General features: G+C 64.3%; 23 protein-coding genes. 12 read left to right on the plus strand and 11 right to left on the minus strand.

Translation table 11 applies throughout. The features are described 5' to 3' along the window. The first annotated feature begins 208 nt into the window (after nt 1-208). Complete coding sequence (locus tag AC1RWI_RS14750) at nt 209-868, plus strand: response regulator (protein ID WP_043349302.1); 660 nt, start codon at nt 209-211, stop codon at nt 866-868. 97 nt (nt 869-965) lie between these two features. Here the strand turns inward: AC1RWI_RS14750 and AC1RWI_RS14755 are convergent, their stop codons facing one another. Further along, complete coding sequence (locus tag AC1RWI_RS14755) at nt 966-2,756, minus strand: hybrid sensor histidine kinase/response regulator (RefSeq protein WP_492867175.1); 1,791 nt, start codon at nt 2,754-2,756, stop codon at nt 966-968. A 188-nt stretch (nt 2,757-2,944) separates the two neighbouring features. Here AC1RWI_RS14755 and AC1RWI_RS14760 point away from each other — a divergent pair, with 188 nt between their 5' ends. The 6 genes from AC1RWI_RS14760 (at nt 2,945) to dut (ending at nt 10,592) form a co-directional block, all read left to right on the plus strand. Next, complete coding sequence (locus tag AC1RWI_RS14760; protein ID WP_043352294.1) at nt 2,945-3,952, plus strand: bifunctional riboflavin kinase/FAD synthetase; 1,008 nt, start codon at nt 2,945-2,947, stop codon at nt 3,950-3,952. Between the two features lie 148 nt (nt 3,953-4,100). Next, nucleotides 4,101-6,992: an isoleucine--tRNA ligase gene (ileS, locus tag AC1RWI_RS14765; RefSeq protein WP_043349308.1), complete on the plus strand. Its 2,892-nt coding sequence runs from the start codon at nt 4,101-4,103 to the stop codon at nt 6,990-6,992. After that, nucleotides 6,992-7,531, plus strand: coding sequence for a signal peptidase II (gene lspA / locus AC1RWI_RS14770; RefSeq protein ID WP_043349310.1), 540 nt, complete (start codon nt 6,992-6,994; stop codon nt 7,529-7,531). Before ileS ends, lspA begins: the two co-directional genes overlap by 1 nt. A 193-nt stretch (nt 7,532-7,724) precedes the next feature. After that, nucleotides 7,725-8,921 (plus strand): bifunctional phosphopantothenoylcysteine decarboxylase/phosphopantothenate--cysteine ligase CoaBC, encoded by a 1,197-nt coding sequence (gene coaBC, locus AC1RWI_RS14775; protein WP_043349313.1) that lies wholly within the window; start codon nt 7,725-7,727, stop codon nt 8,919-8,921. Nucleotides 8,922-8,968: 47 nt separating this feature from the next. Then, the gene (locus tag AC1RWI_RS14780) at nt 8,969-9,991 is read left to right on the plus strand and encodes an LLM class flavin-dependent oxidoreductase (protein WP_043349315.1); all 1,023 of its coding nucleotides are present in this window, start codon (nt 8,969-8,971) and stop codon (nt 9,989-9,991) included. Between the two features lie 100 nt (nt 9,992-10,091). Beyond that, nucleotides 10,092-10,592: a dUTP diphosphatase gene (gene dut / locus AC1RWI_RS14785; RefSeq protein ID WP_043349318.1), complete on the plus strand. Its 501-nt coding sequence runs from the start codon at nt 10,092-10,094 to the stop codon at nt 10,590-10,592. Between the two features lie 39 nt (nt 10,593-10,631). Here dut and AC1RWI_RS14790 read toward each other — a convergent pair whose 3' ends face one another. The 4 genes from AC1RWI_RS14790 to clpS all read right to left on the minus strand — a co-directional run bounded on the left by AC1RWI_RS14790 (nt 10,632) and on the right by clpS (nt 15,272). Beyond that, nucleotides 10,632-11,474, minus strand: coding sequence for a VOC family protein (locus AC1RWI_RS14790; protein WP_043349321.1), 843 nt, complete (start codon nt 11,472-11,474; stop codon nt 10,632-10,634). A 14-nt stretch (nt 11,475-11,488) separates the two neighbouring features. Further along, complete coding sequence (locus AC1RWI_RS14795; protein ID WP_043349324.1) at nt 11,489-12,502, minus strand: Bug family tripartite tricarboxylate transporter substrate binding protein; 1,014 nt, start codon at nt 12,500-12,502, stop codon at nt 11,489-11,491. Between the two features lie 152 nt (nt 12,503-12,654). After that, nucleotides 12,655-14,949: an ATP-dependent Clp protease ATP-binding subunit ClpA gene (clpA, locus tag AC1RWI_RS14800; protein ID WP_043349328.1), complete on the minus strand. Its 2,295-nt coding sequence runs from the start codon at nt 14,947-14,949 to the stop codon at nt 12,655-12,657. Further along, a complete protein-coding gene (gene clpS / locus AC1RWI_RS14805; RefSeq protein WP_006157525.1) occupies nt 14,946-15,272 on the minus strand; it encodes an ATP-dependent Clp protease adapter ClpS in 327 nt (108 codons plus the stop codon). The genes clpA and clpS overlap by 4 nt, the downstream gene beginning before the upstream one ends. Nucleotides 15,273-15,785: 513 nt before the next feature. Here clpS and AC1RWI_RS14810 point away from each other — a divergent pair. Next, entirely contained in the window at nt 15,786-15,992 is a 207-nt protein-coding gene (locus AC1RWI_RS14810) for a cold-shock protein (RefSeq protein WP_006157526.1), read from the plus strand. Here the strand turns inward: AC1RWI_RS14810 and AC1RWI_RS14815 are convergent. The 4 genes from AC1RWI_RS14815 to icd all read right to left on the minus strand — a co-directional run bounded on the left by AC1RWI_RS14815 (nt 15,983) and on the right by icd (nt 19,647). Next, nucleotides 15,983-16,459, minus strand: coding sequence for a type II toxin-antitoxin system mRNA interferase toxin, RelE/StbE family (locus AC1RWI_RS14815; RefSeq protein WP_492867188.1), 477 nt, complete (start codon nt 16,457-16,459; stop codon nt 15,983-15,985). The genes AC1RWI_RS14810 and AC1RWI_RS14815 overlap by 10 nt on opposite strands. Nucleotides 16,460-16,838: 379 nt before the next feature. Continuing rightward, nucleotides 16,839-17,540, minus strand: coding sequence for a hypothetical protein (locus AC1RWI_RS14820; protein ID WP_492867180.1), 702 nt, complete (start codon nt 17,538-17,540; stop codon nt 16,839-16,841). Next, the gene (locus AC1RWI_RS14825; protein WP_492867182.1) at nt 17,540-18,112 is read right to left on the minus strand and encodes a PAAR domain-containing protein; all 573 of its coding nucleotides are present in this window, start codon (nt 18,110-18,112) and stop codon (nt 17,540-17,542) included. Before AC1RWI_RS14825 ends, AC1RWI_RS14820 begins: the two co-directional genes overlap by 1 nt. 284 nt (nt 18,113-18,396) lie before the next feature. Then, nucleotides 18,397-19,647, minus strand: coding sequence for an NADP-dependent isocitrate dehydrogenase (gene icd / locus AC1RWI_RS14830; RefSeq protein WP_043349336.1), 1,251 nt, complete (start codon nt 19,645-19,647; stop codon nt 18,397-18,399). A 321-nt stretch (nt 19,648-19,968) separates the two neighbouring features. On the opposite strand from icd, the gene AC1RWI_RS14835 reads away from it, so the two are divergent. The 3 genes from AC1RWI_RS14835 to AC1RWI_RS14845 all read left to right on the plus strand — a co-directional run bounded on the left by AC1RWI_RS14835 (nt 19,969) and on the right by AC1RWI_RS14845 (nt 21,617). Continuing rightward, nucleotides 19,969-20,655 (plus strand): pseudouridine synthase, encoded by a 687-nt coding sequence (locus tag AC1RWI_RS14835; RefSeq protein WP_043349339.1) that lies wholly within the window; start codon nt 19,969-19,971, stop codon nt 20,653-20,655. 103 nt (nt 20,656-20,758) lie between these two features. Then, the gene (locus AC1RWI_RS14840; RefSeq protein WP_043349343.1) at nt 20,759-20,980 is read left to right on the plus strand and encodes a hypothetical protein; all 222 of its coding nucleotides are present in this window, start codon (nt 20,759-20,761) and stop codon (nt 20,978-20,980) included. A gap of 187 nt (nt 20,981-21,167) precedes the next feature. Beyond that, the gene (locus AC1RWI_RS14845) at nt 21,168-21,617 is read left to right on the plus strand and encodes a DUF192 domain-containing protein (protein WP_043349346.1); all 450 of its coding nucleotides are present in this window, start codon (nt 21,168-21,170) and stop codon (nt 21,615-21,617) included. A 51-nt stretch (nt 21,618-21,668) separates the two neighbouring features. On the opposite strand, the gene AC1RWI_RS14850 is transcribed toward AC1RWI_RS14845, so the two are convergent. Next, nucleotides 21,669-22,154 (minus strand): YajQ family cyclic di-GMP-binding protein, encoded by a 486-nt coding sequence (locus tag AC1RWI_RS14850; protein WP_006157531.1) that lies wholly within the window; start codon nt 22,152-22,154, stop codon nt 21,669-21,671. 140 nt (nt 22,155-22,294) lie between these two features. On the opposite strand from AC1RWI_RS14850, the gene murB reads away from it, so the two are divergent. Next, entirely contained in the window at nt 22,295-23,311 is a 1,017-nt protein-coding gene (gene murB / locus AC1RWI_RS14855; protein ID WP_043349350.1) for a UDP-N-acetylmuramate dehydrogenase, read from the plus strand. A gap of 19 nt (nt 23,312-23,330) precedes the next feature. Here the strand turns inward: murB and ppnP are convergent, their stop codons facing one another. After that, the gene (gene ppnP / locus AC1RWI_RS14860; RefSeq protein ID WP_043349354.1) at nt 23,331-23,642 is read right to left on the minus strand and encodes a pyrimidine/purine nucleoside phosphorylase; all 312 of its coding nucleotides are present in this window, start codon (nt 23,640-23,642) and stop codon (nt 23,331-23,333) included. Nucleotides 23,643-23,674 lie beyond the last annotated feature (32 nt).

Here is a 23,674-nt window from a genome sequence, read left to right on the forward strand (position 1 = left end):
ACCAAAGCGAGCGCATTAGGCACTTAAAACACGCGAAACCCTCCCCGCGGCGCCATTTCGCATGGCCTATACGCAACGTGAACCCGCGTCCGGTGGATTGTGACGCCTCGCCCGCTCTGCTAGAGTGGCTGCTATCGTCCACGCGCAGTCCGTTAACTCGGCTTCAAGTGACAACAAGGACGAACTGGGAAATTAGACGGGAAATCGCATGTCGAACGCTGCACCGACCTTGTTGGTGGTCGATGATCATCCTATGGCCTTGTCCGGCACTACCGCGTTTTTGGCGGAAGTGATGCCCGACGTTGCCGTCCATGCTGCCGGAAGCGCCAAAGAAGCGTTGAATACCTTGCAGCAAGGACTCAGGCCTGACATCGTGCTGCTGGATATCTGGCTGACCGATGGTACCGGCTTCGACGCCATGCAGGCGCTCAAGACACTGGTACCTTCCGCTCGCTTTATTTTCATGTCGGCCGAGGCCACGCCGGAAATCGTGGGCCGCGCGCGCGCGCTTGCCGCCTGTGGCTTCGTCGGCAAGCACCTGGACGCCAACGCATTCACCGCCGCCGTGCGCAAGGTGCTGGCAGGCGACACCTCCTTCCCGTCGGACGAAGCGCTCAATGGCCGTGCTCAATCCTTCGGGCCGGCGCACGGCATTCCGGTCACGCCGGCGGAACTCGGCCTGACCCCGCGCCAGGGCTCGGTGCTGGCGCTGGTGCTCGAAGGCCTGCCCAACAAGGTCATCGCGCGGCGGCTCGGCCTGACGGAAAACACCGTCAAGGAACATGTCTCGGCCATCCTCCAGCGGCTAGGCGTGCGCACCCGCATGCAGGTCATGTCGCGCATGGAGCGATTCCGCCTGCGCCAGTAACGCGCACCGGCAACGCCAGCTGCTCCCTGGGCAGACGGCGAACAAAAAAGATGGGCCAGCGTGTCATGCGCCGGCCCATTTTTTATGCCTTCGCCGCTCAGGCGGGCCGCAGCCAGCGCCGCAGCAACAGCCTCAGTGCAGCGGGGTCGACCGGCTTGGGCAGCACGAAGTAGCCTGCCTCCTCGGCCGCCGCCAGCGCGTCGGACTTCAGGTCGCCCGACAAGAGCGCGCTGCGCGCCTGCGGCTGCGTGTTCTGCCAGCGTTCCAGCAGGTCCAGTCCGTTTTCGCTGCCGGGCAGGCGCAGGTCGCAGAAGATGATGTCCGGCTTGAGCCCCTGGAGGAACAGGCGGTCGGCATCGGCGCCGTGCGCGGCGCAGGCAACCTGGATGCCCCATGCCTCCATCAGCGCAATCCATGCCTTGCGGATCTGAGTGTCGTCGTCGACCACCAGCACGGTGCCGCGCAGGTGGTCGGGCTTGGCGTCCTCGGCCAGCGCGTTGGCCCGCACGGCACGGATGGTTGCCACGGTCTCGGCCGCCACCGGCGCCAGCGAGAACCAGAACACCGACCCCCGGCCCGGCACGGAGCGCACGCCGTAGGTGCCGCGCATCAGCCGCACGCATTCCTTGAAGATCGCCAGCCCGAGTCCCAGGCCCTGGGACGGGTCGCGCTGCGGGTTGTGCACCTGGTAATACGGCGAGAAGATGTCCGGCAGATGCTCGGGCGTAATCCCGGCTCCGGTGTCCCACACCTCCACGCGGATATGCTTGCGGCGCTCGCGCGCGGTCACCAGCACGCCGCCGCGCCGGGTATAGCGCAGGGCGTTCTGCACAAGATTGAACAGCGCGCGGCGCAGCAGCACCGGCTCGGCCATGGCGTACAGCTCTTCGGGCACGCGCGGGGTCAGGGTCAGGCCGCTTTCCCGCGCGTCGGCGGCAAACTGGCTCATGACCTCGCTGATCAGGTGGCTGAGCTCGCACGGCTCCAGCGTGGGCAGCACCTTGCGGCCCTCGAGCTTGGACAGGTCCAGCAGCGAGCGGAACAACAGGTCGATGGTCTGGGTGCCGGCGGCTACCTGCTCCACCAGCGGATGGAGCGACGATGACTTGTTGCGGGCACGCAGCGCCTCCACCAGCATCACCAGCGCGTGCACCGGCTGGCGAAGGTCATGGCTCGCGGCGGCCAGGAAGCGCGACTTTTCCTCGCTGGCATGCAGTGCCCTCTCCTTCTCCTCCTGGAATTGCTTGGCCAGCCTGCGGCTGTCGCTTTCCAGCTGGATGGCCCGCACCAGCGTGCGCTGCAGGTTCAGGGCATGGCGCGTGAGCATGATGGCGTAGACCACCAGCAGCAATTGCACATAGGTGCCATGGCCCGGGAAGGCGTACTCGGCCAGCAGGATGTTGGGTACCAGGATCGGGATACCGGCGTAGACCAGATTGGAGGGCACCGGCGACTGCGCGGTAACGCCGCCCGCCAGCACGCCAAGCGCCAGCAGGTACAGCACGCTGGAAAAGACGGTGGAGCCGGTATAGAGATGCAGCAGCGCGGAGCTGCCCCAGGTCAGCCCGGTCAGGAAGGCCATCGCGCGCATATTGGCCCACCATTTGCGCGTGTGCGCCGAGCGGCTCATGGTGGCGCAATCGCGCAGGTAGCCGAAGTAGAACCAGCAGGTGGCCGCGGTCAGCACCAGCATGACGCCGCACCAGCCCACCAGGGCACTTTGGTCTGCGGCCGACCAGAAGGCGATCGCGGTCAAAGCCGGAAGCACCACCGAGGCGACGATGGCGGTGGGGGAGACGCGATGGATGGTCGCCAGCAGCTTGGCCCGCGTTTCGGTATCGAGCGGAGGCCCTGGCGGCGGCAGGATTCGGTTTAGCAGCGCGTTCAAAGGAGGGCTGGGGGGCAGCGAGTGCAATCCGCCATATCATGCCGCCTTTTGGGGCGCAACGCCACGGCGATGAGTCGATCCGTGCACAAAAACGCCAGTCCGGGCATGACGGCCACCGCCGCCGGGCCAAACTTGTCCACCATTCGCCTTATAATGCTCGCTTTATCCAAACGCTTGTTGCCGTCCTCGTGAAAGTCTTCCGTGGCCTGCCCAACGCCGAAAGCCGGGCGCCTTGCGCCCTCACCATCGGCAATTTTGACGGTGTGCACCGCGGCCACCAGTCGCTGCTCGCGCGCGCGCGCGCTGCGGCGGATGCACGCGGGCTACCGCTATGCGTGATGACATTCGAGCCGCATCCGCGCGAATTCTTCACGCCGGACAAGGCGCCAACGCGCATTGCGCTGCTGCGCGACAAGCTGGAAAGCCTGCGCCGCAACGGTGTCGATCGTGTTGTCGTTGAGCACTTCAACGCACACTTTGCCGCGCAGTCCCCGCAAGCATTCGTCGAGAACGTGCTCTGGCACGGCCTGCACACGCGCTGGCTGCTGGTCGGCGACGACTTCCGCTTCGGTGCCAGGCGCGCCGGCGATTTTGCCTATCTGCAACAGGCCGGCGCACAGTTCGGCTTCGACGTGGAGCAGATGGGCTCGGTCTCCGAAGGCGGCGTGCGCATCTCCAGTTCCGCCGTGCGGCAGGCGCTGGGCGATGGTGATCTCGAACACGCGCGCCGCCTGCTTGGCCATGGCTATGCCATCAGCGGGCATGTGGTCCACGGCCGCAAGCTCGGTCGCGACCTGGGCTTTCCCACCATCAACCTGCGTATTTCCCACAAGCGGCCGGCAGTCAGCGGCATCTTCGTCGTGCAGGTGCATGGACTGGCAGAGCACGCCATACCGGGCGTGGCCAGCATCGGCGTGCGCCCGACCATCGAAGATGCCGGCCGGGTGCTGCTGGAAGTGCACCTGTTCGACTTCAAGCAGAACGTCTACGGCAAGCTGGTGCGGGTCGAGTTCATGAAGAAACTGCGCGACGAAGCCCGGTTCGATGGCCTGGAGGCGCTGACCGCCGCCATTGCCAAGGACAGCGCGGACGCGCGCGCCTTCTTCGGCCTGACAGTGCCGGTCTCGGCCGAGGGCACGCTCCCGGCCGCGGGCAGCCGCGACTTCGCCACCTCCGCCACCGACCGAATTAGCTAGCGCCCCGTTCCCGCGCGGCGGGACCCGGGTCGCTACCCCAACCCGAAGCCAGCCCGCGGCACCCTCCGCAGCCGGTCCACGCCGTACCGCGCGCCCGCACCCAGCAGAGCTGGTGCCGCGCGCCAACCGAATTGCCCCGAGAATCGACATGTCCAACGACAAACGCGCCAAGCCCGAAAAAAGCAAGTACCCGGTCAACCTGCTCGAGACCCCCTTCCCGATGCGCGGCGACCTGCCCAAGCGCGAGCCGTTGTGGGTCAAGCAATGGCAGGACAAGCAGCTCTACAAGAAGATCCGGGCCGCTCGCAAGGGCGCCAAGAAGTTCATCCTGCACGACGGCCCCCCGTATGCCAACGGTGACATCCACATCGGCCATGCGGTCAACAAGGTCCTCAAGGACATGATCGTCAAGGCGCGCGGCCTGACCGGGCTGGACGCCGTCTATGTGCCGGGCTGGGACTGCCACGGCATGCCGATCGAGATCCAGATCGAAAAGCAGTTCGGCAAGGGCCTGCCGGTGCAGGAAGTGCAATCGCGCGCCCGAGCCTACGCCACCGAGCAGATTGCCCGCCAGAAGCTGGACTTCGAGCGCCTGGGCGTGCTGGGTGACTGGGAACATCCCTACATGACCATGAACTTCAGCAACGAAGCCGACGAGCTGCGCGCGCTGAGCAAGATCATGGAAAAGGGCTACGTGTTCCGCGGCCTGAAGCCAGTGAACTGGTGCTTCGACTGCGGCTCGGCGCTGGCCGAGGCCGAGGTCGAGTACAAGGACAAGACCGATCTGTCCATCGACGTGGGCTTCCCCTTCGCCGAAACCGACAAGCTGGCCCATGCCTTCAAACTGCCGGCCGAACAGCTCGCCGCCAAGCCGGGCTGGGTGGTGATCTGGACCACCACGCCCTGGACCATCCCGTCCAACCAGGCGCTGAACATGCACCCGGAAGTCGAGTACGCGCTGGTCGATACCTCGCGCGGCTTCCTGATCCTGGCCACCGAACGCGTCGAAGAGCAGCTCAAGATCTACGAACTGGAAGGCAAGGTGCTGGCCACCACCACCGGCGCAGCGCTGTCGGAGATCCGCTTCCACCACCCGCTGTCCAAGATGGACGCGGGCTACGACCGCCTGTCGCCGATCTACCTGGGCGACTACGTCACCACCGATACCGGCACCGGCATCGTGCACTCGGCGCCGGCCTACGGCGTGGAGGATTTCCAGTCGTGCAAGGCGCACGGCATGAACGACAAGGACATCATCAGCCCGGTCATGGGCGACGGCGTCTATGCCAGCACGCTGCCGCTGTTCGGCGGCCAGAAGATCTGGGACGCCAACCCCAAGATCGTCGAAGTGCTGAAGGCCTCGGGCAACCTGTTCAATTCGCACAAGTACACCCACAGCTACATGCACTGCTGGCGCCACAAGACGCCGATCATCTACCGCGCCACCTCGCAGTGGTTCGCGGGCATGGACGTGGATCCGGTCAATGAAGACGGCACCAACGGCCCGACCCTGCGCGAAACCGCGCTCGCCGGCATCGAGGCAACCGAGTTCTACCCGGCGTGGGGCAAGCAGCGACTGCACAACATGATCGCCAACCGGCCCGACTGGACCCTGTCGCGCCAGCGCCAGTGGGGCGTGCCGATGGCCTTCTTCCTGCACAAGGAAACCGGCGCGCTGCACCCGCGCACGCCCGAATTGCTGGAGGCAATCGCCAAGCGCGTGGAAGTGCACGGCATCGAAGCCTGGCAGGCGCTCGATCCCAAGGAACTGCTGGGCGAAGAAGCCGCCATGTACGAGAAGAACCGCGACACGCTCGACGTGTGGTTCGACTCAGGCACCACGCACTGGACCGTGATCCGAGGCTCCCACCGCGAAGACCTGTACGACGCATCGGCCGACCTGCCCGACGGCCGCCTGGCTGACCTGTACCTGGAAGGCTCGGACCAGCATCGCGGCTGGTTCCATTCGTCGCTGCTGACCGCCTCGATGCTGTATGGCAAGCCGCCCTACAAGGCGCTGCTGACCCACGGCTTCACGGTGGACGGCGAAGGCCGCAAGATGTCGAAGTCGGTCGGCAACACGGTATCGCCGCAGGACGTATCGAACAAGATGGGCGCCGAGATCATCCGCCTGTGGGTGGCCTCGACCGATTACTCCGGCGAACTGTCGATCTCCGACGAGATCCTGAAGCGCGTGGTGGAAGGCTATCGCCGCATCCGCAACACGCTGCGCTTCCTGCTGGCCAACCTGGCCGACTACGACCACGCGCAGCACGCGCTGCCGGCGTCGGAATGGCTGGAAATCGACCGCTACGCGGTGGCTCTGACGGGGCGCCTGCAACAGGAAATCCTGTCGCACTACGATGGCTACGAGTTCCACCCGGTGGTCGCCAAGCTGCAGACCTTCTGCTCGGAAGACCTGGGGGGCTTCTACCTGGACGTGCTGAAGGACCGCCTCTACACCACCGCGGCCAACGCGAAGGAACGCCGCGCCGCGCAGAACGCCGTGTACCACATCACCCAGGCGATGCTGCACTGGATGGCACCGTTCCTGTCGTTCACGGCGGAAGAAGCCTGGCAGATCTTCGGCCATGGCACCGAGCACACCGACACCATCTTCACCAGCACCTACTACGACGTGCCGGCGATCGACCAGGCCGACGACCTGTTGCAGAAGTGGCACGTGATCCGCGAAGCCCGCGCCGAAGTCACCAAGCAGCTCGAAGCGGTGCGCGTGGACGGCGAGATCGGTTCCTCACTGCAAGCCGAAGTCACCATCCAGGCCGGCGGCCCGGTGCTGGCCGCGCTGCAGAGCCTGTCCGACGACCTGCGCTTCGTGCTGCTGACGTCCGCTGCCAAGGTAGCCCCGGCGCCGGAAGGCGGCGACCTGCTGGTTACCGTGACGCCGTCGGTGCACGCCAAGTGCGAGCGTTGCTGGCACTACCGTGCCGACGTTGGCCGCGACCCGGCCCACCCCACCCTTTGCGGCCGCTGTGACAGCAACCTGTTCGGCGCCGGTGAACACAGGAGCCACGCCTGATGGCCGCCACCACCACGCGCACCACGCGCGGCACCAAACGCGCCGGCAGCAAGGGCACCAAAGGCAGCAACGCCACCCCGCTACTGTGGATGGCGTTCGCCCTGCTGGTGATCGTGCTGGACCAGTTCTTCAAGATCATCATCGTGCGGACCTTCGCCTACGGCGAATCCCGTCCGGTGACGCGCTTCTTCAACCTGGTGCTGGTCTATAACAAGGGCGCCGCTTTCAGCTTCCTGGCGGATGCCGGCGGCTGGCAGCGCTGGTTCTTCACCGGCCTTGGCGTGGTGGTGGGGCTGTTCATCATCTGGATGTTGTACCGCCATACCGGGCAGCGCCTGTTCTGCTTTGCGATCTCGCTGATCCTTGGCGGCGCCATCGGCAATGTGGTGGACCGCGTGGTGTACGGCCATGTGGTCGACTTCCTCGACTTCTATGTGCGCAACTACCACTGGCCGGCCTTCAACGTGGCGGACTGCGCCATCACGGTGGGCGCTGTGCTGCTGATCGTGGACGAACTGCGCCGTGTTCGCCGGCACTGAGGCTACGCCGGCATTCGAACCGCGCCCGCGTCATGCGGGCGTTTTTCATGGTGCTGCCTGACTGGCAGGATGGCAGCGCCGCCAACGCGCGCGCGGGCAAGCCGGTATTATTGACGTTTCTCCGGCGCGGGGACGGCAAGCGCTGCCGCCCGCCGCGACAACCGGACAACCACTTCAAGCGAAGAGCATATCCATGGATCTGCGAGGCAAGCATCTCGTCCTTGGCCTGACCGGCGGCATCGCCTGCTATAAATCGGCCGAACTGGTCCGCCTGCTGACCAAGGCCGGCGCCACCGTGCAGGTGGTCATGACCGAAGGCGCGACCCAATTCATCACGCCGGTGACCATGCAGGCACTCTCCGGGCGCACTGTCTTCACCTCCCAGTGGGACGCACGCGTGGGCAACAACATGGCCCATATCGATCTCTCGCGCGAAGCCGACGCCATCGTGGTCGCGCCCGCTTCCACCGATTTCCTCGCCAAGCTGACGCACGGCCTGTGCGACGACCTGCTGACCACCCTGTGCATCGCCCGCAACTGTCCGTTGCTGGTGGCACCGGCCATGAACCTGCAGATGTGGCAGGCGCCCGCCACGCAGCGCAACGCCGCGCAGTTGCGCAAGGACGGCGTAACCCTGCTGGGCCCCGGCAGCGGCGATCAGGCGTGCGGCGAAGTCGGTGACGGCCGCATGCTGGAGCCCTCGGAACTGCTTGCCGACATCATCGCGTTCTTCCAACCCAAGCCCTTGGCCGGGCGGCGTGTGGTCATCACGGCCGGGCCCACCTTTGAAGCCATCGACCCGGTGCGCGGCATTACCAACCGTTCCTCTGGCAAGATGGGCTTTGCCATCGCGCGCGCGGCCCGCGAGGCCGGTGCCGACGTGGTGCTGGTGGCCGGCCCGACGGGGCTGCCCACGCCGCGCGGCGTGGCTCGCACCGACGTGGAAAGCGCGCAGCAGATGCACGATGCGGTGATGGCGGGCTTGCCAGGCGCCGATGTGTTTATTGCGGTCGCGGCCGTGGCCGACTGGCGTCCCGCCGAAGTCGCCAGCCAGAAGCTGAAGAAGGCCAACGATAGCGACACGCCGACGCTGCACTTCGTGCAGAACCCCGACATCCTCGCCGCCGTGGCCGCAAAGCCGAACGCGCCCTATTGCGTGGGCTTTGCCGCCGAGAGCGAAAAGCTCGAGCAATATGGCGAGCAAAAGCGCCAGCGCAAGAACGTGCCGCTGCTGGTGGGCAATATCGGCCACAACACGTTTGGCATGGACGACAACGAGATCGTGCTGTTCGATGCCCAAGGCATGACCCGCCTGCCGCGCGCCGACAAGCTGACGCTGGCGCGCGATCTGGTCGCGGCCATCGCCCAGCGCGTGCCCGCGCGCCGTTGATTCCAAGCGCCCAGCCCCCCGAACATCACCTGGCCCCGACCTTCGATATGTCCGCAAGCAAACCCAGACTGCGCCTCTCGGTACTCGACCAAAGCCCGGTCATCGCCGGCCATCATGCGCGCGACGCGCTGGCCGCCACCGTGGAGCTGGCGCAGGCCGCCGAAGCGCTGGGCTACACCCGCTATTGGTGCGCCGAGCACCACGGGCTGCGCGGCGTGTGCAATCCGGCGCCTGAAGTCATGCTGGCGCGCTTGGGCAGCGTGACCAAGCGCATCCGGCTGGGCTCGGGCGGCGTCATGCTGCCTTACTACAGCCCCTTCAAAGTGGCGGAGCAGTTCCGCATGCTGGAGGGCCTGTTCCCGGGCCGCATCGATCTTGGCGTGGGGCGCGCGCCGGGCGGCGACATGCGGACCGCGCAGGCGGTGGCCATGGGCCAGTACAACCGGGGCGACCAGTTCGAGGAGCAAGTGCGGGACCTGTCCTGGCTGTTCCGTGGCGAGCTGCCGCCCGGCCATATCGCCGAGGGCGTTGTGCTGCAACCCGAGATCGATACGCGGCCGCAGCTGTGGGTGCTGGGCTCCAGCGACTTCGGCGGCGCCCTGGCGGCGCGCCTGGGGCTGCGCTTTGCCTTTGCCCACTTTATCAATCCGCATGTGGGGCACGCCGTCGCACAGCAGTACCGCCGCGATTTCGAGGCGGGCTATGACGAGCAGCCTTATAGCGCGGCGGCGATCTTCGTGATCTGCGCTGACACCGAGGCCGAGGCGGCGGAGCTGGAGCGCGCCGTGGACCTGCGCCGGCTGCAGATGGCCTATGGCGTCAACGCGCCGATCCCCTCGCTCGCGCAGGCCGCGCAGCACGAGCTCAGCGAGCGCGACCGGCTGATCGTCGAGCGCGAGCGCCCCCGCACCATTTGCGGCACGCCCGAGCAAGTGGCGCAGCGCATGCTGGCTTTGCGCGATCACTTCCTCGCCGACGAACTGGTAGTGCTGAGCGTGGCCGCCAGCTACGCGGCGCGGCTGCGCACCTACGAGTTGCTGGCGCAGGCGTTCGACCTGTCGGGCGAGTGAGGGCGAGTGAGGCACAACCAGGGGGCGACCAGGCTCGGCTATCATCTCGGGTTGCCAACGTTTTGTTGTTTTGTTTTAGTTTTCCCGAGACCGACCAGCCATGACATTCGAAGCCAACCCCACCGTCGAAATCAAGGTGCTTGACGCACGCCTGCATGAATGGGGCCTGCCGGCTTACCAGAGCGATATGGCTGCGGCGATCGACCTGCACGCCTGCCTGGACGCCGCGCTCACCATCGAGCCGGGCACGCCGGCGCAACTGGTGCCTGCCGGCATCTCCGTGCACATGGGCAACCCCTACATGGCAGCCACCATCGCGCCGCGCTCGGGCCTGGGCCACAAGAAAGGGCTGGTACTGGGCAACTCGATCGGCGTGATCGACGCCGACTACCAAGGCCCTATCATGGTGAGCGTGTGGAACCGCAATGCGCCCGGCACCGAGCCGATCGTGATCCAGCCCGGCGAGCGCATCGCGCAGATGATGTTCGTGCCGGTGCTGCGGCCCGTGTTCAAGACGGTTGAAACCTTCTCCGAAGACACCGCGCGGGGCGCCGGCGGCTTCGGCTCAACCGGCGTGCATCACGCCAAGAGCGGCAGCTAAGCGGGAAGGGAAAAAGACGGCGCGCTCGACGCTACTGCCTTAGCGCGCCTGCTCGAACAGCAGCGCCACGCCGCCGGCCAGAGAGGCGGGAATCAGGCTCTCATCGGGCCCCAGGTCGAGCGCCTCGACGCGCGCCTCGCGCCAGCCGCGGCGGGCCGCGGCCAGGTCGCTGGTGCGCAGCCTGATGGCGGCGTACCCCGGCACGGCGCGGCGCACATGCTCGGTGCCGGTCGCAGCGGCAAGCGCCTGCGGCGTGGTCACCACCAGCGTGGCGCCATCCAGCGCCAGGCTGCAGATGTGATCGCTCAGTTGCGTCATCTCGCCGCCGGTCAGTTCGGCGTAGGCACGCCCGGCAGCCTCCACCAGGGACGGCGCCACCACCAGGAACATCGTAGCAATGCCCACAGCGCCGTTGGCATGCGTAGTCCATTCGGGACGCCACAGCAGCTCCGGCGTGCGGTGTTCGCAGATGAAAAAGCGCGCGCCCGGCGCATCGTCGATCGCGGCGACGCGGAAGGTCGCGGGATGCTCCGTGCCATCGTCCAGCCGCACCGGCCGCGAGAACTCGATCGGGTCCGAAGTGTGCCAGCCGCCACCGCGCAGCTGTGCCGCAGCGGTGAACGTATCACTGCTCTTGCACGACAGCCCCGCGCAGCCGCCCCCGGCCTCCTGCGCATCCCAGTAATACTGCCGCGTCGGGCTTGGCGCGGTGACATGCAACAGCTCGAGATAGTCGCGCGTCAGCATGACGCAATGGTTCTGCGAGCCGAGCGTGTGGTAACCGCGCGGCGTCAGCGTGAAGCCAAACCCGCGCCAGGCTTGCGCCGCGGCGTCAAGGTCGGGACACACCATCACAGCGTGGTCTAGCGGTTCCATCGTCATCGCACCCTCTCGCTTCAATCGAACTGGATATTGGCCTTGCGCGCCACTGCCTGCCATTTGTCGTGCTCGTGGCGCACCAGGCTGGCCAGCTCGGCGGGGCTGCCGCCGACGATCTCGAAACCCTGCATGGCCAGCGCATCCACCACGCGCTGCTGCCGCAACGACTGAACCAAGGCATCGTGCAGGCGCGCAACGGTCGGCTCCGGCAACCCGGCCGGGCCAAACACACCGATCCATGAATAGGCTTCGAATCCGCGATAGCCTTGCTCGGCCACGGTTGGCAACTGCGGGAACTGGCGCAGGCGGGTGGTGCCGGTCACGCCGAGCAGCTTGATCGTCTTGGCAGCCACATGCGCCTGCACCGCCGCGTAACTGGAGAAAAATACGTCGACTTCATTGGACAGAACAGCCTGCACCGCCGGGCCGCCACCTTTGTACGGCACGTGGAGAAAGCGCACCCCGGCCTCGGTCGCCAGCGCCTCGGCGGCAAGCTGGTTAAGGCTGCCGATGCCGGAAGACGCGTAGCGGACGCTCTCCGGCTTTTGCCGCGCCATGGCGACCAACTCCTTCACGTTGGACGCGGGCAACGACGGGTTGGCCGCGATCACCAGCGGAAATCGCACCAGTTGCGAGATCGGCGTGAAGTCGCGGAAGGTATCGTAGGGCAGGTTCTTGTAAGCAAACGGGTTGATGGCATGGGTGTCGAACGCCATCAGCAGCGTACTGCCGTCCGGCTTGGCCCGGGCCACGGTGCTCGAAGCAATCAGGCCACCGGCGCCTGGCTTGTTGTCGATCACCACCGTCTGGCCGAGTCCGCTTTTCAGGCCGGGCTGCAGCTGGCGTGCGACGATATCGACGCTGCCCCCGGGAGGGAACGGCAACACCATGGCGATCGGACGGCCGGACGCGCCTGTCGTGGCATCGCCACCCAAGGCAGCCAGGCCAGGCACGGGAATCAGGGGCATCGCGCCAAATGGCAACGATTTGAGCAGCAGGCGGCGCAGCCGCGAGCGTTGGGATTGGGACATCGGGTACTCAGACGGATGACGGGCGCACAGCTGCGGTGCGCAGCCGAACCCGGCCAAAACAAAAAGGGCGGCATCGCTGCCGCCCTGTATTTTGCCCGAGGATAGCACGAATTGCAGGCAAGGTCCGCTCTGCCTGCCCCCCGCGCGTTGCCCTAGACTTCCGCTTTCTCGTTTTCCGGCGCTTCCGGCGGTTCCGCGGCAGCCTCGGCAAAGTCCAGCTTGATCTGGTCCTGCTCGTCGAGATCCACCACCACCCGGCCACCGGACACCAGCTTGCCGAACAGGAGTTCGTCAGCCAGCGCCTTGCGGATCAGGTCCTGGATCAGGCGCTGCATCGGCCGCGCGCCCATCAGCGGGTCGAAACCCTTCTTGGCGAGGAACTTGCGCAGGTGGTCGCTGAAGCTGGCTTCCACCTTCTTCTCGTGAAGCTGCTCCTCAAGCTGCATCAGGAACTTGTCGACCACGCGGAGGATGATTTCCTCGTCGAGCGAGCGGAAGCTGATGATGGCATCCAGCCGGTTACGGAACTCCGGCGTGAACATGCGCTTGATGTCGACCATCTCGTCGCCCTGCTCGCGCGAGGACGTGAAGCCGATGGTGGCGCGGTTCATGGTTTCCGCTCCCGCATTGGTGGTCATGATGATGATCACGTTGCGGAAGTCAGCGCGGCGGCCATTGTTATCGGTCAGCGCGCCATGGTCCATCACCTGCAGCAGGATATTGAAAATATCCGGATGCGCCTTCTCGATTTCGTCCAGCAGCAGCACGCAGTGCGGCTTCTTGGTGACGGCCTCGGTCAGCAGGCCGCCCTGGTCAAAGCCCACATATCCCGGCGGCGCGCCGATCAGCCGGCTCACCGCATGGCGTTCCATGTATTCGGACATGTCGAAGCGCAGCAGCTCGATGCCCATGATGAAGGCAAGCTGCTTGGCCACTTCGGTCTTGCCCACCCCGGTCGGGCCGGAGAACAGGAAGGAGCCGATCGGCTTGTCCGTCTTGCCCAGGCCGGCACGCGACATCTTGATGGCCGAAGCCAGCGCCTCGATGGCCGGCTCCTGGCCGAACACCACCGATTTCAGGTCACGATCCAGGGTCTGCAGCTTGCTGCGGTCATCCTGATTGACGCTCTGCGGCGGGATGCGCGCGATACGCGAAACGATGTCCTCGATCTCGCCCTTGCCGATGGTCTTCTTCTGCTTGGACTTGGGCAGGATGCGTTGGGCCGCACCAGCCTCATCAATCACATCGATGGCCTTGTCCGGCAGGTGGCGGTCGGTGATGAAGCGCGCCGACAACTCGGCCGCCGCAGTCAGCGCCGCAGCCGCGTACTTGACGCCATGGTGCTCTTCGAAGCGCGACTTCAGGCCGCGCAGGATCTGCACGGTCTGGTCGACCGACGGCTCCACCACGTCAATCTTCTGGAAACGGCGCGACAGGGCCGCGTCCTTCTCGAAGATGCCTCGGTATTCGGTGAAGGTGGTCGCGCCGATGCACTTGAGCTGGCCCGACGACAGTGCCGGCTTGAGCAAGTTGCTGGCGTCCAGCGTCCCGCCCGAAGCGGCGCCCGCGCCGATCAGCGTGTGGATCTCGTCGATGAACAGGATCGCGTTCGGATTGTCCTTGAGCGACTTGAGCACGCCCTTGAGGCGCTGCTCGAAGTCCCCGCGGTACTTGGTGCCGGCCAGCAGCGCGCCCATGTCGAGCGAGTACACGACCGCCTTCTCGAGGATGTCGGGCACTTCGTTCTTGGTGATGCGCCAAGCCAGGCCTTCGGCGATCGCTGTCTTGCCGACGCCCGCCTCGCCCACCAGCAACGGGTTGTTCTTGCGCCGGCGGCACAGCACCTGGACCACCCGCTCAACCTCGCTCTCGCGGCCGATCAGCGGATCGATCTTGCCGGCCTTGGCCAGCGTGTTCAGGTTCTGGGTGAACTGCTCGAGCGGACTCTCCTTGCCATCACCGCCTTCGCCCTCGGCCGTGCCGTCGCCATGCTTGGCAGGCTCGGCCTGGTCCTTGCGGATGCCATGGCTGATGAAATTGACCACATCCAGCCGGGTCACGCCCTGCTGCTGGAGGTAGTACACCGCGTGCGAGTCCTTCTCGCCAAAGATCGCCACCAGGACATTGGCCCCGGTCACTTCCTTCTTGCCGTTGGAAGTGGACTGGACATGCATGATGGCGCGCTGGATAACGCGCTGGAAGCCCAGCGTTGGCTGGGTATCCACCTCGTCGGTACCAGGCACCACGGGCGTGTTGTCCGCGATGAAGTTCTTCAGACTGGTGCGCAAATCCTCAATATTGGCTGCGCAGGCGCGCAAGACTTCCGCTGCCGTGGGGTTGTCAAGCAACGCCAGTAGCAGGTGCTCCACGGTTATAAACTCGTGGCGTGCCTGCCGGGCTTCAACAAACGCCATGTGCAGGCTGACTTCCAATTCTTGCGCAATCATGCTTCCTCCATCACGCACTGCAACGGATGACCCGCCTGCCGTGCGTGGGTTGACACCAGCTCGACCTTCGTTGCCGCGATATCCCTGGTATAGATGCCGCAGACCCCCTTACCCTCCCGGTGGACGGTCAACATGATCTGCGTTGCCGTCTCCCGGTCCCTGCTGAAATACTGCTGCAGGATCATCACGACGAACTCCATCGGGGTGAAGTCGTCATTCAGCAGCAACACCTTGTACATGGCGGGCGGTTTGAGCGCCTGCTCTTTCCGCTCCAGTACGGTGCCTGCTTCGCGTTGTGGGACATTTGCCAGCCGTGTAGCCATGGCTTTATTCTAACCCTTACGCACAACTCTGCAATTTGGGGAAAAGACACCGGATTCAAGAGGCCGATGCAGCGGCCATCCAGACTCCGTGGACGCCGAAGGCATCCGGGTTCACTCGTGGGTCAACTGAACGGGAGGGCGCACGCCTTCGCGGTGCGCCCTTTCCCTCCAAAATACCATCTACAGCCGTTCCTTTCCCGCCACACCCTACCGGGAGTGGGGAATCTGCCAACTTGACAGTGCGCAGGTTTGACAGAAGAATCGTTCGCACATTCACGTCTGGTTACGCGAGCCAAGCAATCATCCGGACTGAGTGATCCGTGAGCAGGGAGGCCCACGAATCCAGCGGCGGCGAGTCAGCACATCAAACTGGCCACCACGCGGTGCCCGCACAGTCGTGCCTTTGCGCCCGACCCGGTTCCATCCGGGCAGCGCGCAGGAACACTAGCCGGGCACCCGCTGGCCGCGGCGCTTTCCCCCGCTCGTATCTTGCTTTTTTTGTTGGGGGAGTTTATGGCAAGCGGTATCGTCAAATGGTTCAATGACGCCAAGGGCTTTGGGTTCATCAAGCCGGACGACGGCGAAGAAGAACTGTTTGCGCACTTTTCGGCCATCCAGATGAATGGCTTCAAGACCCTGAAAGAGGGTCAGCGCGTATCCTTCGAAATCATCCAGGGCCCCAAGGGCAAACAAGCCACCAATATCCAGGATCACGCCTGAGGATTCGGTGCGCGGCCGCACCAGCCGGTAGAGCTTGAGGCGGCCACGACAGGATGCGGGGGGTCACCCCCGGAACGGGATCGGCCTGCCCCGCCCCAAAGTACGCAGGCTGGACAGCAGTACGTAACGCATCCGATAAAAAGCCCGGTCAGGTCAATGCCGGGCTTTTTGTTTGGCCTGGTCGCGCCTGTTAGCCTGCCACTTCGATTCCTCATTGATTTCCGGTCGTTTTTGTAGCTCTTTGGTGGCTTTTTGCACAATTTTGGCTGGTTCCGCACGTTCATACACCTCGAAATGTACGGCATTAGACGCAAAATATCTTGCCCTCCAGTGCCGGCACTATCCAGCCAGTAGATCAACAGGAAGTCGCCGCCAACGTGGCATTCGCGATGGTCGGCCCAGCCGCCCATGAGGGCATGGTCCAGCCACTCAGGCCCGAACGGCGCGTCGTCGGCCTGTGGAAAGATGGCTAAGCACTTACATCGAGATGGCCGACCATGGCGGCAGCGCTAGTCTGCCGTGGGGGTAGGTGACGGGCCGCCCAGGAATCCGCGAGCAGGAAGGTGCCGACGAAGAGCGCCACCCCTACGCAATAGGAGGCAATGATGCGCCACCGCCCAGGAGCACGTAGAACAAGCGCTAGCAACACAAGCACCAGGCCAATCAGAGCCAGGAGACAGGCCAGAACAAGTGCGGCGCCGGCAACCGCCACCAGAGGGCCGGTCGTCACCTGGTCAATGGTTGTTATCGGCGTAGCTACTGTGTAGGCGCCAAAGGCCACGCCCAGGAGCGCTAGGCCGATACTGATGCAGTCCACGGCGCGTGCAAGCCTGCCACTGGCCCGTTTCATCGGAGCCCTTCGTCAGCAACTCGCTGCGCTAGGGCGGTCCAACGACGCGGGCTGTCTGGCATTACATGCGCATAGTAGAAATGCCCTTCCCCTTTGTCTGCAATCATTTGTTTGCCGAGCAACGGTGCCGCCACAGCAAGCTCTGCCCATGGCATCCCGGCGTAAATCGGATCTCCATACTCAGTCAGATTGATTACAGTGGTCTTGCGAATACCCTTGTGGCTGCGCAGATCGGCGAGAAACCCTGCCTCGATAGGTGACCCCACCAATACGAGATGATCAATCACGTGCCCGGCACGAGCATAAGACCATGCCGTCTGAGCCGCTAGCAGTGACCCATAGCTGTAACCTATCAGATTGAATTGGGGAGCCTCTGCCGCCATGCCGCTTGTGATTGTCCATTCCCCGTCATCGCGTGAGCGGATGGCCAGACCGGACCGAATGGCATCAACCAACGTGCCCGCAAATGCATAGGCCGTGCCCTTGGGAAGATCGGCAGTCGCCGAGTTTGTAAGGCCTGCAAAGCAGTGGGTAACCCCGGCCTTCCGGAATGCCTCGAGTTGCGGCCGCACGTAGCCTCCATCAAGTCCGGCCCCACCCCAATACAGAGTCCCGCGAGGCCGCAACAGATAGACCTTCACAGGCGCGCGCTTCTCAATCGGAGTCAATGGAATTTGCATCGTTTTGATTGGTTGCATCAGGCATCCTCCCCAAAAATCTCCAGCGTCACGGTCGCTGCGGTATCGCTCGAAATGCGCTCGGTCATACCGCTGTCGTCCGTTCGCGCCTCAATCGATCCGCCATCGCCTGTGAGGCGGTAGCGCCGGCGTGCCAGGGGTTGGCCGGAGTTTTCGTCCAGAAGTTGCACCTGTTGGTCGTAACGGGGATTAGAGGCCAGGAAGGGCGCCGCTGCTGGGAAATCAGTTGTGCCCGCGATAACTTCCTGCACGCTTGCCATTCCAGCACTGTCGGCTTCGTCGTCGCACCAAGTCTCGCCGGCGAGAGTGGCGATAATGCTCGGATGTGTCGGGCACTTGCAGAGCACGATATCGCCATCAGCCGCCGTCTCGCCCATGAAGCTAATACGGCTCGGTCCGCCAGCCTTTGCAATGATGCCGGTGGTCTTGCAGGCTTCGCAGTAGGCTTGCCCACCGATAAGCGCTATCTGGTGGCCGGCACCGTCGCCAATAGTGAAAACTGGCCCGTCATACGGGAGGATGACGCCATCTGGTGAAAGCCTGTCGCCCACACACGCAACTCTGCGCATCATGGTTTGGCCTCCCAAGTTGCGGTCAACTGCTTCACGTTGTGCATACGTTCTCCCATGGATTGATTGATAGGCGTTTGGCACCCCCTATTTGTGCGCAATACAGCACCAAAATCAATCAGACATTTCTGCACGTGCGGAGAGCATTTTCCTTATGTGTCCTATTCGGTCTTTTCTTATGTCGATGACCTGGCCGTAGTACCTCCTGATACGACGGGATAAAAAAAACCCCGGCGACCGTCGAGTCGCCGGGGTTTCGGTTCAGGCTGAGACGGCCCGAACTGCGATTACATATTGTCGATCATCACCTGCCCAAAGCCCGAGCACGACACCTGTGTCGCGCCTTCGAGCAAACGGGCGAAGTCATAAGTGACCTTCTTCGACAGGATGGACTTCTCCATCGAGGAAATGATCAGGTCGGCGGCTTCGGTCCAGCCCATGTGGCGCAGCATCATTTCCGCGGAGAGGATTTCGGAACCCGGGTTCACATAGTCCTTGCCGGCGTACTTTGGTGCGGTGCCGTGGGTGGCTTCGAACATGGCCACGGAATCCGACAGGTTGGCGCCCGGGGCAATGCCGATGCCGCCAACCTGGGCCGCCAGCGCGTCGGAGATATAGTCGCCGTTCAGGTTCAGCGTGGCGATCACCGAATATTCAGCCGGACGCAGCAGGATCTGCTGCAGGAAGGCGTCGGCGATGGCGTCCTTGATGACAATTTCGCGGCCGGTCTTCGGGTTCTTGAACTTGCACCACGGGCCGCCGTCGATCAGCTCGGCGCCGAATTCCTGCTGTGCCAGCTCGTAGGCCCAGTCACGGAAGCCACCTTCGGTGAACTTCATGATGTTGCCCTTGTGCACGATGGTCACCGACGGCTTGTCGTTGTCGATCGCGTACTGGATGGCCTTGCGCACCAGACGCTTGGTGCCTTGCTTGGAGACCGGCTTGACGCCGATGCCCGAGGTATCCGGGAAGCGGATCTTCTTCACGCCCATTTCGTTCTGCAGGAAGGCGATCAGTTTCTTGGCCTGGTCGCTTTCCGCTTCCCATTCGATCCCGGCGTAGATGTCTTCCGAGTTCTCGCGGAAGATCACCATGTCGATCTTTTGCGGCTCGCGCACCGGCGAGGGCACGCCCTTGAAGTAGGCCACGGGGCGCAGGCAGACGTACAGGTCCAGCTGCTGGCGCAGCGCCACGTTGAGCGAGCGGATGCCGCCGCCAACCGGCGTGGTCAGCGGGCCCTTGATGGACACCACGTAGTCCTTGAGGACTTCCAGGGTTTCTTCAGGCAGCCACACGTCGGGGCCATACACCTTGGTCGACTTCTCGCCGGCGTAGATCTCCATCCAGGAGATCTTGCGCTTGCCACCGTAGGCCTTGGCCACGGCTGCATCGACAACCTTGATCATCACCGGGGTGATATCCAGGCCCGTACCGTCGCCTTCGATGAATGGAATGATCGGATTGTCCGGAACATTCAGCGAAAAATCCTGGTTGACCGTGATCTTTTCGCCGGCCGGAACCTTGATGTGTTGATACATGACGTCTCCAGTACGGAACGGGGGGTTGCAACGAGCCGCCGGATTCGTGACCAGACGGCGAGATTTGGGTGGCGCGCGGGCATTTTAACGGCGATTGGCGCGCAGGCGATGCCGCTGCGCACCACACGCGGACTGCCCGGCTATGCGTCACACGCACACGGGTCTTATATAAGACATAAGACCTTTTCGTATTATGCAGCAAAATTTCATGATCCGCCATCCTGGCCGGCCCCGCGCCGCCCGGCCGGGGCTACGGCATACTGACGCACCATACTGAAGCCATTCAAGCGCCCACCCGTGCGCCAGACTCCATTACTCTCGATGACGCTGATCGCACTGAACAAACCCTTCGGCACCATGAGCCAGTTCTCCGCGCACCCGTCGCGCCCGACTCTCGCCGACTGCGTGCAGCGGCCCGGCGTGTATCCGGCGGGAAGGCTCGATGCCGACAGCGAAGGCCTGCTGCTGCTGACCGATGATGGCATCCTGCAGGCGCGCATCGCCGATCCGCACCACAAACTGCCCAAGACGTATCTGGCCCAGGTCGAAAACGTGCCCGGCGAAGCTGCGCTGGCGCACCTGCGCAGTGGCGTCGACCTCGGAGACTTCCGCACGCTGCCGGCGCGAGCGCGCTGCATCGACGAGCCAGATTTTCTGTGGCCACGCCATCCGCCGGTGCGGTTTCGCGCCGCCATCCCGACCCAATGGCTGGAACTCGAGATCCGCGAGGGCAAGAACCGCCAGGTGCGCCGCATGACCGCGGCAGTGGGATTTCCGACCTTGCGCCTGGTGCGCGTGCAAATTGGCATGCTCGACCTGCGCACGCTCGGGCTCGCGCCGGGGCAATGGTGCGAGATCGACCCGAGCGCGCTCGGTCTGGAAGCCGTAGCCGTAACCGCACCACGCCCCCGCGCGATCGTGCGCGGGGGCGGGGGCGGATCGGGGGCGGCACCCATCCCGGCGCAGCGGCGCCGCGCACGCCCTCGCGCAAGAAGTTACAAATATTAACAAGTCGTGGGTCAACGGCTCACCGCCTCGTTTCGTTTTTGACACTGACACGTCGCATACGCGTCAACTCTTCCGAATCGATTTACCTTCGAGGTTGTTAAGCATGAACAAACTGATCGCTGCTCTGGTTGCCGGCCTGTTCGCCACCGGCGTTTTCGCCCAAGCCGCCGCACCCGCACCGGCAGCCCCGGCTGCTGCAGCGCCTGCCGCTGAAGCACCGGCTGCAAAGCCCGCGACGAAGAGCGCCAAGAAGTCCAAGAAGCACGCTCACAGCAAGACCAAGGCTGCTCCGGCTGCCAAGGCTGAAGCTGCTGCAACGAAGTAAGAGTTTGCAGGCAGGCCGGGCTTTGCGCCCGGCAAGCAAGGCAGGTTGCCCGCAGGGCGCCTGCCTTTTTTCTTGCTCGCGGTAGTAAGGCCCTGTGCAACGAAGTGGAATATTTGTCCGTGCCGCTCGCGCGGTAGCTGCGCTATGCTGGCGGCTGTCCCGAACCCGTCATTCGCCGCTCCAACACATGCGCCCTTTGCTCAAGAACCTGCTCGTCAGCGGCTGCTCGCTCGCCGCCATGGCCACCGCCTGTGCCCAGTCCCCGGCCAGCCTGCCGGTCAGGCAACTCACCGCTGGCATGTACGCGATCAAGGCGGAAATCGCCGCCACGCCGGAAGCCCGCGAGCTCGGCCTGATGTACCGCAAGACCATGCCCGCCAACGAGGGCATGCTGTTCGTGTTCGAAGAGAAAGCCGGACACTGCTTCTGGATGAAGAATACCGACCTGCCCCTGTCGATCGCCTTCCTGGCCGATGACGGGTCCATCGTCAATATCGAAGACATGGCGCCCCAGACCGAGGACAACCACTGCCCGCGCGCGGCCGTACGCTACGCGCTGGAGATGAACAAGGGCTGGTTTGCGCAGAAGGGCCTGAAGGCCGGCGCGAAGATCGGCGGCTTGCCGCAGGCGCGCTAAAGAAAAAGCAGGCGCGCGGCAGCATGGCTGCCACGCTTGCCGGCGACAGGATCAGTCGCGGAAGTTGTTGAAGTCCAGCGGCGCTTCGGGGACGTCCTTGCGCAGCAACGCAATCACGCTCTGGAGGTCGTCGCGCTTGGTCCCCGTGACACGCACCGCGTCGCCCTGGATGCTGGCCTGCACCTTGATCTTGCTGTCCTTGATCATCTTGACGATCTTCTTCGACAGGTCGCCGGTGACGCCCTTCTTGATGGTGATGACCTGCTTGACCTTGTCGCCGCCAATGCGCTCGGTCTTGCCGTAGTCGAGGAAGCGCACGTCGACATTGCGCTTGGCCATCTTGCTGATCAGCACGTCCTTGACCTGACCGAGCTTGAAATCGTCATCGGCGAACGCGGTGAGCTCGTTCTCCTTGTGCTCGACCCGCGAATCCGAACCCTTGAAGTCAAAACGGTTCGTGATTTCCTTGTTGGCCTGCTCGACCGAGTTCTTCACCTCGATCATGTTCGCTTCGCACACTACGTCAAACGACGGCATTGCATTCTCCTTGTCTTGCTGCGTGTTGCTTATTGCCTGTACCGGGCGCGCGCCGGCTGGCGGCGGCGCTTACGTATAATCCAGCCTACCCTGCAGTCCGGTGCCGTCGACCCCGGCGGGCCGCTTCACCTTTCCCTTGCATGGCAGATTTCCTCGAATTTTATCCCCTGCGCCGCCACAATACATTCGGATTCGACGTGCGCGCGCGCTTTGCGGTGCATGTGCGCAGCGAAGCCGACCTGCTGGCCGCCCTGGCCGATCCCCGCGCGCAAGGCTTGCCGCTGGTGGTGCTCGGCGGCGGCAGCAATGTGGTCCTTACGCGGGACCTCGACGCGCTGGTGCTGCTGATGGAGATTCCCGGCTACGCGGTGGCCTCGGCGGATGCCGCCCACCTGGTCACGGCCGGTGCCGGCGAGAACTGGCATGCGCTGGTCAGCCGCACGATCGCCGACGGCCTTCCGGGCCTGGAAAACCTGGCCCTGATCCCCGGCACCGCGGGCGCGGCGCCGATCCAGAACATCGGCGCCTACGGCGTGGAGCTGCGCGAGCGCTTCGACAGCCTGCGCGCGTTCGACCGCCATAGCGGCGAATTCGTCCACCTGACGCTGGAGCAGTGCCAATTCGCCTACCGGGACAGCCTGTTCAAGCGTGAGGGGCGGGACCGCTACATCATCACTGCCGTCACCCTGCGCCTGCCGCTGCCGTGGCAGCCAGTGCTGGGCTATGCGGAACTGGCGCGCGAGCTGGCGCAAGATTCCGCAGCGCATTCCACGGCGGACCGCATCCGCGACGCGGTGATCGCGATCCGCTCGCGCAAGCTACCCGATCCGGCCCAGGTCGGCAATGCCGGCAGCTTCTTCAAGAACCCGGTAGTGGGCGCCGAACAGCGCGACGCGCTGCTGGTCCGGTATCCCGACCTGGTCAGCCATGCACAGCCTGACGGCAGCTACAAGCTGGCGGCCGGCTGGCTGATCGACCAGTGTGGATTCAAGGGGGTCAGCGACGGCCCGGTGGGCGTCTATGGCAAGCAGGCGCTGGTGCTGGTGCACCACGGCGGCGGCACCGGGCAGGCGCTGCTGGCGCTGGCGCACCGCATTGCCGATGCGGTACAGGCCCGCTTCGGCGTGCGAATCGAACCCGAGCCGGTGGTGCTTTAAACCGTCCGGGCTGCCGTGCTCAGCCGAAGTGGCAGACGTAGTCCAGCGTTTCAGTCACTTCGATATCGAAGCTGCTGTCGCCGGGCACATTGAACTGCTGGCCAGCGCCATAGGTTTGCCACTGGTCTTCGCCAGCCAGCTTGACGCGGCACACGCCGCCATTGATTTCCATGATCTCCGGGGCGCCGGTGTTGAAGGTCAGCGCAGCGGGGAAGATCACGCCCAGCGTCTTGCGGGTGCCGTCCGGGAACAGCACGGTGTGGCTCACGCACTTGCCGTCGAAGTACAGGTTGGCTTTCTTGACGACGGATACGTTGTCGAACTGGCTCACGCTATTTCTCCTTGATGCTCTTGGTTCTGGAT

This window comes from Cupriavidus sp. MPR-AND1C, assembly GCF_058809705.1.

Excerpts from the sequence above, each read along its gene's own strand:
- dut (WP_043349318.1), top strand. The coding sequence starts at position 10,092 with ATGACATTCGAAGCCAACCCCACCGTCGAAATCAAGGTGCTTGACGCA.
- AC1RWI_RS14750 (WP_043349302.1), top strand. The coding sequence starts at position 209 with ATGTCGAACGCTGCACCGACCTTGTTGGTGGTCGATGATCATCCTATG.
- lspA (WP_043349310.1), top strand. The coding sequence starts at position 6,992 with ATGGCCGCCACCACCACGCGCACCACGCGCGGCACCAAACGCGCCGGC.
- AC1RWI_RS14820 (WP_492867180.1), bottom strand. The coding sequence starts at position 17,540 with ATGCAACCAATCAAAACGATGCAAATTCCATTGACTCCGATTGAGAAG.
- murB (WP_043349350.1), top strand. The coding sequence starts at position 22,295 with ATGGCAGATTTCCTCGAATTTTATCCCCTGCGCCGCCACAATACATTC.
- AC1RWI_RS14795 (WP_043349324.1), bottom strand. The coding sequence starts at position 12,502 with ATGTCCCAATCCCAACGCTCGCGGCTGCGCCGCCTGCTGCTCAAATCG.
- coaBC (WP_043349313.1), top strand. The coding sequence starts at position 7,725 with ATGGATCTGCGAGGCAAGCATCTCGTCCTTGGCCTGACCGGCGGCATC.
- AC1RWI_RS14835 (WP_043349339.1), top strand. The coding sequence starts at position 19,969 with ATGACGCTGATCGCACTGAACAAACCCTTCGGCACCATGAGCCAGTTC.
- AC1RWI_RS14790 (WP_043349321.1), bottom strand. The coding sequence starts at position 11,474 with ATGACGATGGAACCGCTAGACCACGCTGTGATGGTGTGTCCCGACCTT.
- AC1RWI_RS14840 (WP_043349343.1), top strand. The coding sequence starts at position 20,759 with ATGAACAAACTGATCGCTGCTCTGGTTGCCGGCCTGTTCGCCACCGGC.
- icd (WP_043349336.1), bottom strand. The coding sequence starts at position 19,647 with ATGTATCAACACATCAAGGTTCCGGCCGGCGAAAAGATCACGGTCAAC.
- AC1RWI_RS14825 (WP_492867182.1), bottom strand. The coding sequence starts at position 18,112 with ATGATGCGCAGAGTTGCGTGTGTGGGCGACAGGCTTTCACCAGATGGC.
- AC1RWI_RS14850 (WP_006157531.1), bottom strand. The coding sequence starts at position 22,154 with ATGCCGTCGTTTGACGTAGTGTGCGAAGCGAACATGATCGAGGTGAAG.
- AC1RWI_RS14780 (WP_043349315.1), top strand. The coding sequence starts at position 8,969 with ATGTCCGCAAGCAAACCCAGACTGCGCCTCTCGGTACTCGACCAAAGC.
- clpS (WP_006157525.1), bottom strand. The coding sequence starts at position 15,272 with ATGGCTACACGGCTGGCAAATGTCCCACAACGCGAAGCAGGCACCGTA.
- clpA (WP_043349328.1), bottom strand. The coding sequence starts at position 14,949 with ATGATTGCGCAAGAATTGGAAGTCAGCCTGCACATGGCGTTTGTTGAA.
- AC1RWI_RS14810 (WP_006157526.1), top strand. The coding sequence starts at position 15,786 with ATGGCAAGCGGTATCGTCAAATGGTTCAATGACGCCAAGGGCTTTGGG.
- ileS (WP_043349308.1), top strand. The coding sequence starts at position 4,101 with ATGTCCAACGACAAACGCGCCAAGCCCGAAAAAAGCAAGTACCCGGTC.
- AC1RWI_RS14845 (WP_043349346.1), top strand. The coding sequence starts at position 21,168 with ATGCGCCCTTTGCTCAAGAACCTGCTCGTCAGCGGCTGCTCGCTCGCC.